The organism is Pedobacter sp. A2324 (genome assembly GCF_059693705.1).
The window spans coordinates 172,420-185,972 of record NZ_JCASSK010000004.1 but is presented as its reverse complement, the minus strand read 5'-3'; the positions used below and the strand labels follow the sequence as shown (position 1 = coordinate 185,972).

The window sequence follows — 13,553 nt, the reverse complement described above, 5'->3', positions numbered from 1 at the left end:
ATTATCGTAAAACAATAATTAATTAAATAATAAGCATAAATTATCTTGAAGATTTCGCCCGAAAATTATTCAAAATTTTAGCTGCCTCCGCTCCACAAATAAATATTCCTATTTTAAAAGACCATCTAGCCTCCTAGAAATCGCCAGGGAAAAATGAGGATATTAATGGAAAGACGCTCTAAATTGTTGAGGCGATTGATTGGTCTTTGCCTTAAATAATTTGCTGAAAGACTCCGGATGTTCGAAGCCAAATTCGTAAGCAATTTCACTGATAGAGAGAGAAGTCAGCGAGAGTTTTTCTTTCGCTTTTTCAATAAGTTTTCCGTGAATATGAACCTGAGTACTTTTACCAGTTAGTTGTTTTAATAAAGAACTTAAATAGTTCGGCGACACATTCAAGGATGCTGCAACATCTACCACCGTAGGAATACCTTTAGTCAAATCATGCTGATTGAAACATCTATTCAGCTCTAATTCTAATTTTTCCAGTATGGTGTGGCTGGGTGCCTCCCGAGTAATAAACTGGCGGCCATAAAACCTTTTTGCATAATTCAGCAGTAGCTCGATTTGGGCAATGATGATGTGTTTACTGTAAGAATCAATATTAGCATGATATTCCTTATTAATATTCTCGAAAATCTGCAGAACAAGTTGCTCTTCATCTTCCGATAGGAATAGCGCTTCTTTTGTTTCGTAGAAAAAAAAGTCGTAGTGCCCTATCGTTTTTGCCAGATGAGTATCCCAAAGAAAATCGGGATGTATAAAAAGCATCCAGCCACCCGGAGGTATTTGGCCTGTAACTGGCTGAATATTTTTTACTTTTAATACCTGATTTGGGGCAAAAAAAGACATTACACCTTCATCAAAGTCGTAAGATGATTGTCCATACCGCCATTTACCAGGAACGTTCCGTTTTAGTGCAATAGAATAAAAACCCTGTGTAGAATGTATCTCTTCTACATCAGGATGTTGTACCTCACTATAGTCAACCAAACTTAACAAGGGATGCTTAGGTTTTGCCAACCCTCGTTCCTTATGATAATCGCTGATGGTTTTGATTGTGTGCACGTCCATTTGACCTCCTTGACTTGAATCTAAGTTACAAAATTAGATGCGCATCCCACCAGAGACCTCTATGCGTTGCGCATTGATCCAAAAAGCATCATCCGTACACAGAAAAGCAATTACACCCCCTAAATCTTCCGGCATTCCAGCACGACCCAATGCAGTGATGGAAGAAACAATTTTATTCATTTCTGGATTATCTCTGGTTACGCCTCCATTAAAATCCGTTGCAATAGCACCAGGGGCGACTATGTTTACACGTATTTTCTTAGCAGCAAGTTCAGCTGCCCAAACTTTACTTAGCACTTCAATAGCCCCCTTAGCACTTGCATAAACATCCGTGTTAGGAAATATGACGCGAGTTAATCCACTGGAGATATTAACGATACCACCATTATCATTAATAAATGGCAATAATTTCTGTGTAAGAAAAAAAACACTTTTAAACTGCATATTGAACATATTGTCAAATGATTCCTCTGTAGTAGTTTCCAGGGATCCATGGCCGCCAATGCCAGCATTATTAATTAGATAATCAAACTTCGCCAGACCGTATGTTGCCGTCAGATAGTCACTAACCTGCGCTGCAAAGCCATTTAATGTATTCACGGGTTTGCTACTATCCATCTGAAACGCCCTGGCTTTTTGACCCCTGCTTGCAATTAATCTGACCACTTCTTCAGCTTCTTTCTCGCTAGTGCGGTAAGTCAGAATTACATCCAAGCCTCTGTCAGCTAGTCTCAAAGCTGCGTTTTTCCCTATACCCCGGCTACCACCGGTTACCAATGCAATTTTTATCCGTTTCATTTATTTGTTTTTATAAGGGCAAAACTACTCCCCTTATAATGCAAAAACTTGCTCAAATCTACTATAGTTAGGACAATATCTAAGGTCACATGAAATAGGGTTGTTTTGACTATCATTTACTGGAGAGAAAGTAAACCTCACCTGCCTCATTATGTTTCCGGCATCTCCTTCATTAAAACATAACGACTAACCGCCAATCAACACTGTAGGGAAACCCAATGCTACTGTCCCACCGTGAGCAGTGCTGTCGCCCATCCTCACCGCTGGTTTTCCGCAAATCAATACTGTTGCAGATCCCTGAACCAGCGTATCCGGTGGCCCGACGCAAACCGCAGCATCCCCTACGACTGCGGCAGGGAGTCCACCAATCAATACTCCAGGCGTGCCAGGTCCAATTATCGGACCGCCTACATGTGGAACGGCGACGTCCCCCGGTGTTACCATCGAACATATATGCAAATCAGTTATTCTAGCTGCAGGCTTTCCCATCATATGATCAGTTAATATTAATTAAAGCGCCTTTCAATACCATTTGTCCAGAAGAACTTAATTCCGCGCTCGCATTTCCTGAGGCCCGCAAACCCACGGCCGCCTGCTGACGAATATTTAACGCATCGATATCAACATCTGCATCAGCATTCAGCATCACATTCACACCAGCATCTATCTTAATGCTGCCCTTAGCCGATAAGTGTAGGTCTTTCACGCTCAATATCTCGATACCCTCCGTCCCGGTTGAAATCACATTGCCATGCTGATCCCTGATTTCCGTTTTTTTATTCCCATCATCAAGCCTGAGCGAATTACCTCCTGGGGTACGGATCGTAATGACCTTTTCCTTATCGTCAAATGAAATTTCCAGCTGCGCCCGGGTAACGATCGACTTTACCGAATTGTTGACGTCATCAGCCTCAGCATATGGTTTTTTAGAGGGACTGTACAGGGATCCCAGCACAACAGGATGAGCAGGATCACCATCAAAAAATCCGACCACCACCTCATCACCCACCTCAGGAAGAAACCGGGCACCTGCACTCGCCGTGGCATAAAAGTTCGATACCCTCGCTCAGGTCCCTTGCTGTACTTCGACGCCCGAGTTCAGCCTTAGCTGAATCCGGTATAATGAACTGGGATCTTCATGCAGCTTCATTACCGTAGCAAGCTGCAGTCCATTGATACCTTTAGGTTCCGCGGCAGACTCAACATTAACATGCCTCCCGTGAACAAAATCAGAAATATCTAATCCAAATCCCACACTAGTCACCCAATTCCCACCGCTGATGGAATGAGTAACCGAAGACACAAAAGCCTGGCCACTATAATGTTTGCCAACACCATAAAGTTCAATCAGTTTCCCCAGACTCACCAGACTACTCCCCTGAAAACTCACCTTCCCTTTCATTGCAAAAAGGCTGAGATTAAGCCCGGGTTCTTCAGCAATTTCATTGACAGTGGCCAGCGCCCCGATGTCCCATGCCGCGGCCTTTATTCCAGGATCCTGCAGCCCGGCATCCAGCTCAGCGGTAAAGCTAAAAATCGATTCACCCATCACCAGCCGCAATACAGGCTCTCCCGCCAGATCAGGGGGCGCAACCCTTACTTCATCACCTCTTTCACAGGATACCAGAAAACCTAACGCTGACGCACTTGAGCATATAAAATCCCAGTCTGTCATCCCACGCTGATGCAAAGTTTCCAGCTTAAAAGCGGTTTCCGTAACACTTGCTTTCAGGCCATTTTTTTCAATCACCTTCGAAACGATGCTACTGTCAGCCAATCCCGCAAATTCCGTATTCCTGGAACTGAAGCTCATCCGTACCGCCCTTTGCTTGCAGCTCAGCCTGAACGTACTGGCCATTTCAGCCGATACCTCAATCCCCTGTTTTACGATTACTCCCATGAACACCGAAGTGATATCATTCTCCCCGTAGCCTGCCAGGATTTCGATATCGTTTCCCGGAAGAAAAATATCATTGTCGCCAAATGCAGGGTTTCGAGCATCCAGCGCAGGGCCAGCGAATGAAATTTCTGCATCAGAAATGCTATTGAAAGCATGGCAAACTTCTACAGCCAGCGGAGCATACTGATCATGTAACACAGATCCGTTAATTTTTAACACCACGGATAACGTGAGCGGGGAAATTTCAGATGAAGGTTTAGCAGCCATTTTATATTGTGATCAAAAATTAAGATGATCTATTGGTTTATCGCGTAAAAGTTAGGCGTTTTAGTTTTGCCAGACTGTTTTTTTGTTGGTTATATTGATGATTATTTAAGAATTACAATTTCAAAAAGTACCTTCCCGGTGGGTTTAAGGGGATTTTATTAAGAAAAAGCGGGTTTAAAGGGATTTCAGCTGGGTTTTCACTGCATTTACCCAAGCATGACCCAAGGAATGTCCAAGGAAAGTACAAGGAAAACCCAAGCGAGTTAAGTGCGACGGTACTATGAATCTACTGGATAAGTCGAACTACGGCAAAGCCACGGCAAGGATATTTTGAAATCAATGTTGTGATAAATAATTCAAAAGGAATCTAAAGCCATTACAGATATTTTTCAGTTTAAATTTAGCAATTTTCTTAAAAGAACATCACACTTACCCTTAACTAAAGTATCTGATACACGTTTTTTTTTAAATACGCTTACTTGAACTGACAAACTGTTGTCACTGGATGAATCTATCTTTGAAAAAAAGAAAAGAATATGAATAATTTATGTCACCGTGCAGATCTGCAAAAATCATCGGGAGACTTAATATATTGCTTATCACAAACTACCCGCCATGCGGTAATACTGGCCGTTTTTCAATTCGCCAATTAACTGTTGTCCGCTATTCCATCTCTTTATCCGGTTGGACAGCTGTATTTCAGACCGCGGCTTGATTTCCCCTGAAGGATAGTAGTATTCCAGCATAAACTGCCGCATGCCTTCATGTACCTCCAACGTTGAACCATTAAGGAGCAAATCAGGGTTTGTTTTAACAAGTGCTGAAAATGCATCGGCTAAGGCAGCTGCATAATAAGGACAATCCCAATCATGCCTGAACGGATCATCACCTTTTATGTTCACTTTTTGAAGGGGGTGAGAAACATCTTCAATCAGTTCGATGGCTGCATTGCCAAAAACACTGGAATAAGTATTTACGAAGTGATGCCACCAACGGGGATGCTGGGGAAGTTGTTTTAATAAGGTATCACATATCAAAATACGCCTGGGAAATTCAGGTGTTTGGGGATCGACTATCACCAGTGATGTTCCAAAGTGCCCTTCAGTAATGGAATGACGGGAACAAATTACAAAAAACAACAACTGACCTGGATTTACATCGTCCTGGGGAGCCTGGAACGACCTGATTTCCTGAAGCCGGTCGGCCAGATATCCATCTTTAAACAATACGTAAAGGTTTCCCTCCGATTTCAAGGTGGAGTACTGGCTGTTTTGAGTAAACACATTTGCATTTGCCGGTCGGCTGGTAAAGTGATTACCACTGTTATAGCGTAATTCCTCAGAACCTTCCGGATACGTTTTAATGTCGGCAATATCACCTGCTTCGGTTTGTTTGTTTGGCTGCACCGACCGGAAAGGGATATGTCCCGCTACCTGTTCCATTCGCCGGGCAAGATTATAGATGCGCTGTTCAGAGCGCGAAAATAAAGGATCGCCACTGATGCTATCGAAATGTACCATATGTTCCGGGCGATTGAGGTGAAAGAAGATACTGTCGTCACTCAATAGTTCCCCCATGGGGTTTTCCGAACTAATAAAAAAATCACGCAGGGCGTCATTTTCCAGATAAGCTTCATTACGCTGGTCAAACTGAATTAACCCAGGCGTAGATTGCTTAATCATCCAGGCACTAAGAAACGATGAAATATCGGATTCAAAAGCCATATTCATTTTGCACGCCTCTGCTGGCATTAGGTTACACGGCTTCATAAATTACAGCAAATAGATTTAGGAGTTGAAAGCTAAATATAGTAATCAAAACTTATGAAGTCAAGGCCTTTAAGATTAAATAATCGTTAAATATATCGCTATGATTAACTAAATTTTGAAGGGCGGGGGCTAAATCGCTGAAATTGTAGGTATTTAACCCCTGTAGTTAACACTCAAAACGCTCATTAACGTATAAAACTTCAGGTGATTACCGCAGGAAAACACGTATTTATCCGGTAAACTATCTTTTAACTGATCATGTTATCAAAAAAGTTAACTGATCTAATATGAAAACAAAAATTTTGCTATCGATTACACTGCTTTCTGCGCTCTTTTCAAATGTGAGTGCCCAGAGGGGATTGCCCCCAAAGCAGGGCACCAAAACCACTATGGTAACCAATTATCCCCAACACCTCGATTTTCTTCCGGAAATGGTAAACCTGTTGAAAGTGCCTGAAGGATGGCAGGTGAATGCAGCGGCTGTGGGACTGGGCCGGCCGAGAATGCTGTACCCCGGACCAAACGGTAGTCTCTACGTTACACGCCGCGACGGTGGAGACGTACTGATGCTGATTGACAAGGATGGCGACGATAAGTTTGATGAAGTTAAAACCGTGCTTTATGATTTTAAAGGCGTTCATGGAATCACGATGAAAGATAACTATCTCTACTTATGCAACAACACCCAGCTGCGTAGATATCCGATGAAGCCTGATGGCACACTTGGTGCAATGGAATTATTGATCAGTGATTTGCCCAATGGTGGTCAGCATCCTAACCGTACGATGACTTTTGGCCCCGACGGAATGCTGTATCTATCGGTAGGAACTTTATGTAACGACTGCAAAGAAAGTGATAAAGAAGCAGCAACGATGTTGCAGATTGACCCAAAAACCTGGAACCGTACCATATTTGCCAGTGGCTTAAGAAATACGATTGGGTTTGATTTTCATCCCAAAACTGGTGAAATGTGGGGAGTAGACAATGGTGGAGATGCAAAGGGAAATACCTGGCCGCCCGAAGAAGTTAACCGCATTGTTAAAGGTGGGAATTACGGATTTCCCTTTGCGTATGGAAAACAGGAGGTAGATCAAACTCGTGAGGACCCTGCGGGCGATATTAAGGAAGCAGTTGTGAAAACCACCGTACCTTCTGTACTTGAACTCACCGCCCACATGGCGCCTATCGCCTTTGTGTTTTTCAAGGATCAGCCAAATATTCCCGCTGGATATAACGGAGATGGCCTTGTGGCCTGGCATGGTTCATGGAATGCCAAAAAAGCCGTAGGTTTCAAGGTTCAGCGCATCAGGTTCAATAACGGAACTGCCGTAAGTGCGGAGGATTTTCTCACTGGCTTTTTAAAAGGCAACAACCGCTTCGGCAGGCCTGCGGGCATAACCATTACACCGAAGGGCGTAATCTACATTTCGGACGATGCCAATGGCGTGATCTATTCAATCAAACAAAACAAATCCTAACATGAAAAGACATCATTATATAACCATCGCAGCGCTCCTGGTTACAGGCTGTAGGGTACTTCAACCAAACCCAACCGAGCGGATCAGTTTCGCCGCAGAAGACAGCTATCCGGAGGGTGTAGCATACGATAAACAAAAAAATCTTTACTATGTCTCATCGGCCAGGCTCGGAACAATCGGAAAGGTATCTCCTGCAGGAGTTTATTCCACACTTTATGCTGACAACAGCCTTAAATCCACCTACGGAATGAAAGTGCATCCCGATGGTAAAAGGCTGTTTGTTTGTGCTGGAGATGCCAATTACAGTAAATTCACTTCTGCTGATACCAGAACAAAAATGGCACGTTTATTAATTCTAGATCTGGAGAGTGGTAAGAAGTTATCCGATATCAACCTGGCAGATTTAAAGCCTGGCAAACATTTTCCTAATGATCTGACTTTTGATAATGCGGGGAATGCGTATATCACAGACAGTTTTGCACATGCCATCTATAAGGTTGATGCTGGAGGCAAAGCGAGCCTGTTAGTGAGTGATGAAAAATTCGTGACTGAAGGCATTGGTATTAATGGCATCGCCTTCCACCCCGCAGGTTTTCTTATTGTGGATAACAGCGCTACCGGAATGTTGTATAAGGTACCATTGAGCAACCCGAAAAATGTGGAAATGATTAAAGCCGACCAGTTCTTTCTTGGTGCCGATGGATTACTCATGAATGCGCCAGACTCATTGACGGTTGTTGTAAATGGCGGAAACGACAAAATATTTAAACTTTCCTCCACCGATGAATGGAAAACTGCAAAACTTTCGGCCACCACACTGATTGCTGACCGTTTTACCTATCCGGCCACGGCAACCCTCAATGGCGCTCAGGTATGGGTGATGAATGCCCGCTTCAATGAGCTGGTAGACAGCAACTCGGTCCCCGCAAAACAGTTTGCCATCCAGAAAGCGGTATTCAAACCAGTTCCGAAACCCAAAGACAAATGATAAGTCGTTAAAATCTAGGGATGCTTCATCCGAGCTGATTCCCTTAGTAATAATTCTCTCCTGCAGGGCAGGAGAGAATAAACGATAGCTTCTAATTCGTTGACGACAAAGACATATTAAGCTTATCCTCCGGAGCTTTGCCAAAATGAACAGTATACCATTCAGTCAGCTCGCGCGATCTAAACTGATTATTTCCATTTACTCCCCGGATAAAACGTTTGGCAGATTTAGTTCCGTTCTCCCCTGCCATAGCCTGATAAAGCACATAATCTACAATGATTTTATCATCCGGCTTTGGTCCTTTGTAGGCCAGTATCGAACCATCCTTCCCGATGATAAACGGTGCAGGATTGCTAATTTTCAAAATGTTACGGAATTTATCAGACGACGCATCACGACCTAATTTATTGACTGATGAAGTATCAGAACCTGCATATAGCCTCGCAAAAACTACATCGGGATATTTAGCAAAGCGTTCCTGCAGTAAGCGGTAAGATTTTTCCTGCTGAACCGAAGGATTTGTATTTTCCCAGACGTATAGATACACGGTTTTGCCCTTATACAAGCTTCCAAATGAGTTGTTGTTTCCATGTGTATCGATAATCTGAATATCAGATATATTGGTGTCAGTATAATCATTGTAGTCTTTGACTAAAAGTTTGGCGATTCCTTTCACCATCATTGTGCAAGAACTACTGAATACACAAAGGGCAAGAATAAATAGGTAAGTTGATTTCTTCATCTTTTATAAAGTGTTTTTGATGCGAAGAGCATTTTTTTAAATGAGTATGCTGGAAAGACGAAATAGCAGGACTGATGGTTGCATCACCATGTAAAAATATTGTAAGTGATGGCTGACAACGATTGGTAATAGGCCCCATGCTTATACAATTATCCTTTTATGCATGATGGTTTTTGGTTTAGATAAACGTTTAGTGAGCACTACATTCGCGATGGCTGCCAGCGCCATTGCGCCCATAAACGATGTCGATAAACCCCACCCTCCGGCTTGGTATAGTTGTATCGCAATGTAAGATCCTAAAGCGCCTCCAATAAAATAGCTGGTCATGTAAACTGTATTGATGCGACTGTTCGCTTTCTGATCAAGAGTGTATATTACTGCTATATTTGTCACTTGAGTGGCCTGGACACCAATATCCAATAGCATAACGGTAACCCAGATTGCAGCGATTGATCCTGGAAAAAGTTTTAGCAGAAGAATGCTGATCAGCGTGATTGCCGTAGAAAATAGCAGCGACCTGGAAGGCGTACCCTTATCGGCCAGTTTGCCAAATACGGGGGCAATCAATGCTCCGGCGGCGGCAAGCAGACCAAACAATCCAATGCTCGCAGACGAATAGCTAAATGGCTCACCACTCAGGTAAAATGTTAGGCTTACCCAAAAAGCACTTAGTGTGCCAAAGGCAAGCATACCAGTCAGCGCTGTTCGCCTTAAGAGTGGAAAACGTCCTAATTGAGCAAGGGTCGATTTAAACAAGCCTCCGTAAGTTCCGCTAAAACGTTCGTTAGTTGTTGGAAAATCACGCTGCATTAATACTGCAGTGATCAGCACCATAAGTGCAGAAATAATGTAAACATACTGCCATCCGAAAATGCCAGTGATGAATCCACTGTAAACTCTTGCGACGAGGATTCCTATTAAAATACCCGTGAAGATCTGCCCTACAATCTTACCACGATTTTCCTTTACCAGACTGGCAGCCATAGGTAAAATGACCTGAGCAACCACAGAAAAAACGCCTATAAGCAGACTTCCTGCATATAAAAGTATTAAGCTTGGAGAAAAGGCAATAAGGAGCAGAGATAAAATCAACCCGACCTGGAGATAAAGGATCAGCTTCTTCCGCTCAATCATGTCTCCAATAGGCGTTAGCAGGAAAAGCCCCAGCCCATAACCAATTTGAGAAAGTACAGAGATATTACCTGCTTTTTCTATACTGATATGAAACTGCGTAGCCATGGCCTGTAGAATGGGTTGACTGTAGTATACATTGGCAACCGCAATACCTGCTGTTGCTGCCATGATTAAAACCTGGGTTTTCGTTAGATTTGCCATTTTCGTATAATTATTTTTAGTAAAAAATGTCTTTCAGTGACACTACAAATTTGGCGGGTTGATATCAATCTAACGATGAACTGGTTTAGGAAATGAACACGAACTGGTTCAACTAAAAAAGTTGAAGTAGATTAACTTTTTTGCGAAACACGCCTATTCCTAAGCTTTGACAGATATTCCGTAGTGATTCCGAGGTAAGAAGCTAAAGCATACTGCGGCACTCTGTTTACGATTGCCGGATATTTCTCCTGAATGAATTCGAAACGCTGTTCTGCAGTTTTGGTTAAATTAAGAATTACCCGCCTGGCCATATGTGCAGCCGTATGCTCGGCAAGTATCCTGAAGAAAGTCTCATACACGTGTGCCCTTTTTTTCAGTTCCTGTTCCGTTTCGTAACTAATTTGTAGAACAAGGCTGTCTTCCAGTGCCATTACAAACATAGAAGCAGGGCGCTGAAAAATGTAACTGTTGTAATCTGTAATCCACCAGTCTTCAATTGCAAATTGTATAGTATGCTCATGCCCTTCATCTCCAATCACATAAGCCCGGAAGCTACCCTCTAACACAAAAAATCTGTTTTTCGCAACAAACTCGGGCTGAACGATAAACTGTCTTTTCTTCACCCGGATCAGCTTAAAATTTTCGCAAAAGTCATCTGCCTCGTTATCTGTGAAAGGATGACGCTTTTGAATGTGTTCCTTAAGTTTGCTGAAGTCTGACATAAGCTCGATGATTTGTTTTGATACGGGGTTAATTGAGTTAGCTAAGATAATAATTGTTCATGTCTGAAAGTTTAGTGTTTTTCTTATTTATCGACATAAATGTACCACTGCACCCCTTAAAGGCGAATAGGCATTCTGCGAAATAAGGAAACGAATCGTTGAAGAACAGAGAATAATCGTTGGCTACGTAAATATGGATGGCTGTTTTAAACGGACTTTTGATCCCTCCCCTTGCCGGTTTCCCGGATAACAAAGCTTAAGATTAACGAAAGCGAAATAACAGCTAAAATAAAGAAGCCTGCTGACCGGAAATGCTGTTCCGCATCCATTGCAGAATTAAGCGTTTTTCCAAAATAAAAAGAAAATACAGGTCCCAAACATGAAGTAACGCCAAATGTGATAAAGTTGATTCCTCCTGTTGCGCTGCCCTTAACCTTATCGGGGTTAGCCTCTTTGATTATGGTATATGGAATCATCGCTACACCTGAGGCTATACCAAATATCAACATGGAAAGAAATGCTGGAATAAGTAAAGGGTAAAAAATCAATTGTCCAAAGCAAAGTATCATCATTACACATCCTGCAATTAATACAGGTTTTCGCCTGCCGATCCGATCGGAAATATAGCCCATTAATGGACAGCCGATTACCCAGCCCAGCGGAACCATTGCGCTAATGAGGACAGCTGCATGCCTGTCAACTCCTCTGTCATGTACAAGAAATGATATTGCCCAGGTCATGGCAAAAACCGTAGTAGGAACAAAAAGCAATCCGGAAATAAGCCCACTCAGATAAGTTTGCGGGTTGGTAAACACAATTTTATATGGACCTATAATAGATGTAGCAATTAGGCCATTTGAAGTCTTTGGCTCTTTGGGTGTAGTTATAAGCAGCATTAAACAAATAACGCCACAGCCTGATCCAATAATCACCCAGAACAAATGGACCGGAAATCCAGCCTCAATCATCGGACCGACAAGGAACTGCCCGGACGACCCACCTAACATGCCCATACACTGAGTAACGCCAATAGCGGTGGCAATATATTTTGCGCGGAATCCGTGTGAAGCAAGATAAACGCATCCGGTAAATGAAAATGCACTGCCCGCACCTTGTAGCATACGTCCGGAATAACCTTGAATAACCCCTGAACCTGAAAATATCAGACAGCCGGCACATAGAATCCCCGCCCCGATGGCTATCGGGTATTTCGCCCCGTAACGGTCATATGCCACTCCCGCTAACAGGCTCAAAAGTGCATAGGTATAATAGTAGGATCCTAATATAGCGCTCACTTCGAAGGGCGACATGGTGAAAGCATCCGATAGCTCATTGATCATTACCGCAGGAGAGGAGCGTATAGCATATTGCAATAAATAGAATATACAGCCCAATATCCATGAAATAATGAACCCGCGTGTTAATTTATCGCTTCCGGGCAATTGCGGCTGAGAAATCATGGCTTGATCTCATTAACCAAATTCTTTCCTGCAAGGAAAGCATCTGCATTTAAAAAAGTCGTTTCGGCAATTTGTTGCATGGCTTCACGGGTAAAAAAGCCCTGATGTGAGGTAATGAGTACATTGGGGAATGAGATCAATCGGGCAATCAGGTCGTCTTGTATAACCGTTCCTGACAAGTCCTGAAAGAAAAGTGCGGCCTCCTGTTCATAAACATCAAGGCCGAGATAACCCAACTGACCAGACTTTAGTGATCCAACTACTGCCGCTGTATCAATAAGTGCCCCCCTGCTCGTATTAATCAGCATCGATCCTTTTTTAAAGTATTTTAAAGATTGTTCGTTAATCATATGGAAGGACTCATCTGTTAAGGGACAGTGTAACGATACTATTTCAGCGTTGCTTAATGCTTCATGCAATCCCATATATTCCAGTCCGTCGGCTACAAGCTCGGTATCGGGATAAGGATCATAGGCAGTAATCCTGCAACCAAATCCTTTGAGAATTTTATACAAAGCCTTCCCGATGTTACCTGTTCCGATCAGGGCAACCTTCGAACCATGCATATTGAAGCCCATTAAAGATGTCAGAGAGAAATTTCCTTCCCTGATTCTGTTATATGCCTTATGAGTTTTACGGTTGAGTGTCAACATCATTGCCATGGTATGCTCAGCTACAGCCTCGGGTGAATAGGCCGGAACACGAAGAATTTTGATACACATTTCTTCCGCGAAATCAAGGTCAATGTTGTTAAATCCAGCACAGCGGAGAAGAATAAGCTTAATTCCGTACCCGGCCAGCGCTGAAAGGACCTTGGCATCCCCCCTGTCGTTAACAAAAAGACAAACTGCATCGAAACCCTGTGCAAGGCCAGCACTGTCAGGATTCAATGTCTGTTCAAAAAAGACAAGCTGGTGCGAGGTATTGTATTTTTCAAGAAATTCCTGATCGTAATCGCAGGTACTAAAAACAGCAATTTTCATATGGATATGGTTTTGCTGTAAGGTAGTCATAATAAAC

General features: G+C 42.8%; 12 protein-coding genes and 1 pseudogene. 2 read left to right on the top strand and 11 right to left on the bottom strand.

The window, feature by feature from the left end:
* Positions 1-162: 162 nt before the first annotated feature.
* The 6 genes and pseudogenes from AC570I_RS13370 to AC570I_RS13345 all read right to left on the bottom strand — a co-directional run bounded on the left by AC570I_RS13370 (position 163) and on the right by AC570I_RS13345 (position 5,763).
* On the bottom strand, positions 163-1,074 hold the full coding sequence (locus AC570I_RS13370) for a helix-turn-helix domain-containing protein (RefSeq protein ID WP_497405817.1): 912 nt from the start codon (positions 1,072-1,074) through the stop codon (positions 163-165).
* A 33-nt stretch (positions 1,075-1,107) separates the two neighbouring features.
* Positions 1,108-1,872: an SDR family NAD(P)-dependent oxidoreductase gene (locus AC570I_RS13365; protein ID WP_497405816.1), complete on the bottom strand. Its 765-nt coding sequence runs from the start codon at positions 1,870-1,872 to the stop codon at positions 1,108-1,110.
* A 186-nt stretch (positions 1,873-2,058) separates the two neighbouring features.
* Entirely contained in the window at positions 2,059-2,316 is a 258-nt protein-coding gene (locus AC570I_RS13360) for a PAAR domain-containing protein (RefSeq protein WP_497405815.1), read from the bottom strand.
* Positions 2,317-2,368: 52 nt separating this feature from the next.
* Positions 2,369-2,926, bottom strand: a pseudogene (locus tag AC570I_RS13355) (phage baseplate assembly protein V); the annotation flags it as partial.
* 12 nt (positions 2,927-2,938) lie between these two features.
* Positions 2,939-4,039, bottom strand: a complete 1,101-nt coding sequence (locus AC570I_RS13350; protein WP_497405814.1) for a phage late control D family protein — start codon at positions 4,037-4,039, stop codon at positions 2,939-2,941.
* 599 nt (positions 4,040-4,638) lie between these two features.
* Positions 4,639-5,763, bottom strand: a complete 1,125-nt coding sequence (locus AC570I_RS13345; protein ID WP_497405813.1) for a hypothetical protein — start codon at positions 5,761-5,763, stop codon at positions 4,639-4,641.
* 332 nt (positions 5,764-6,095) lie between these two features.
* Between AC570I_RS13345 and AC570I_RS13340 the strand changes: the two genes are divergently transcribed.
* Positions 6,096-7,286, top strand: coding sequence for a PQQ-dependent sugar dehydrogenase (locus tag AC570I_RS13340; RefSeq protein ID WP_497405812.1), 1,191 nt, complete (start codon positions 6,096-6,098; stop codon positions 7,284-7,286).
* A 1-nt stretch (position 7,287) separates the two neighbouring features.
* Entirely contained in the window at positions 7,288-8,274 is a 987-nt protein-coding gene (locus AC570I_RS13335) for a gluconolaconase (RefSeq protein ID WP_497405811.1), read from the top strand.
* 91 nt (positions 8,275-8,365) lie between these two features.
* Here AC570I_RS13335 and AC570I_RS13330 read toward each other — a convergent pair whose 3' ends face one another.
* The 5 genes from AC570I_RS13330 to AC570I_RS13310 form a co-directional block, all read right to left on the bottom strand.
* Entirely contained in the window at positions 8,366-9,016 is a 651-nt protein-coding gene (locus AC570I_RS13330) for a hypothetical protein (protein WP_497405810.1), read from the bottom strand.
* Positions 9,017-9,157: 141 nt separating this feature from the next.
* Positions 9,158-10,351 carry an MFS transporter gene (locus tag AC570I_RS13325; protein WP_497405809.1) on the bottom strand — a complete coding sequence of 398 codons (1,194 nt, stop codon included), beginning with the start codon at positions 10,349-10,351 and terminating at the stop codon, positions 9,158-9,160.
* A gap of 131 nt (positions 10,352-10,482) precedes the next feature.
* Positions 10,483-11,073: a Crp/Fnr family transcriptional regulator gene (locus tag AC570I_RS13320; RefSeq protein WP_497405808.1), complete on the bottom strand. Its 591-nt coding sequence runs from the start codon at positions 11,071-11,073 to the stop codon at positions 10,483-10,485.
* A 206-nt stretch (positions 11,074-11,279) separates the two neighbouring features.
* Positions 11,280-12,533, bottom strand: coding sequence for an MFS transporter (locus AC570I_RS13315; protein ID WP_497405807.1), 1,254 nt, complete (start codon positions 12,531-12,533; stop codon positions 11,280-11,282).
* The gene (locus tag AC570I_RS13310; protein ID WP_497405806.1) at positions 12,530-13,516 is read right to left on the bottom strand and encodes a 2-hydroxyacid dehydrogenase; all 987 of its coding nucleotides are present in this window, start codon (positions 13,514-13,516) and stop codon (positions 12,530-12,532) included. The genes AC570I_RS13315 and AC570I_RS13310 overlap by 4 nt, the downstream gene beginning before the upstream one ends.
* Positions 13,517-13,553: the final 37 nt, after the last annotated feature.

Excerpts from the sequence above, each read along its gene's own strand:
- AC570I_RS13350 (WP_497405814.1), bottom strand. The coding sequence starts at position 4,039 with ATGGCTGCTAAACCTTCATCTGAAATTTCCCCGCTCACGTTATCCGTG.
- AC570I_RS13315 (WP_497405807.1), bottom strand. The coding sequence starts at position 12,533 with ATGATTTCTCAGCCGCAATTGCCCGGAAGCGATAAATTAACACGCGGG.
- AC570I_RS13325 (WP_497405809.1), bottom strand. The coding sequence starts at position 10,351 with ATGGCAAATCTAACGAAAACCCAGGTTTTAATCATGGCAGCAACAGCA.
- AC570I_RS13330 (WP_497405810.1), bottom strand. The coding sequence starts at position 9,016 with ATGAAGAAATCAACTTACCTATTTATTCTTGCCCTTTGTGTATTCAGT.
- AC570I_RS13310 (WP_497405806.1), bottom strand. The coding sequence starts at position 13,516 with ATGAAAATTGCTGTTTTTAGTACCTGCGATTACGATCAGGAATTTCTT.
- AC570I_RS13340 (WP_497405812.1), top strand. The coding sequence starts at position 6,096 with ATGAAAACAAAAATTTTGCTATCGATTACACTGCTTTCTGCGCTCTTT.
- AC570I_RS13345 (WP_497405813.1), bottom strand. The coding sequence starts at position 5,763 with ATGGCTTTTGAATCCGATATTTCATCGTTTCTTAGTGCCTGGATGATT.
- AC570I_RS13370 (WP_497405817.1), bottom strand. The coding sequence starts at position 1,074 with ATGGACGTGCACACAATCAAAACCATCAGCGATTATCATAAGGAACGA.
- AC570I_RS13335 (WP_497405811.1), top strand. The coding sequence starts at position 7,288 with ATGAAAAGACATCATTATATAACCATCGCAGCGCTCCTGGTTACAGGC.
- AC570I_RS13360 (WP_497405815.1), bottom strand. The coding sequence starts at position 2,316 with ATGGTAACACCGGGGGACGTCGCCGTTCCACATGTAGGCGGTCCGATA.
- AC570I_RS13365 (WP_497405816.1), bottom strand. The coding sequence starts at position 1,872 with ATGAAACGGATAAAAATTGCATTGGTAACCGGTGGTAGCCGGGGTATA.
- AC570I_RS13320 (WP_497405808.1), bottom strand. The coding sequence starts at position 11,073 with ATGTCAGACTTCAGCAAACTTAAGGAACACATTCAAAAGCGTCATCCT.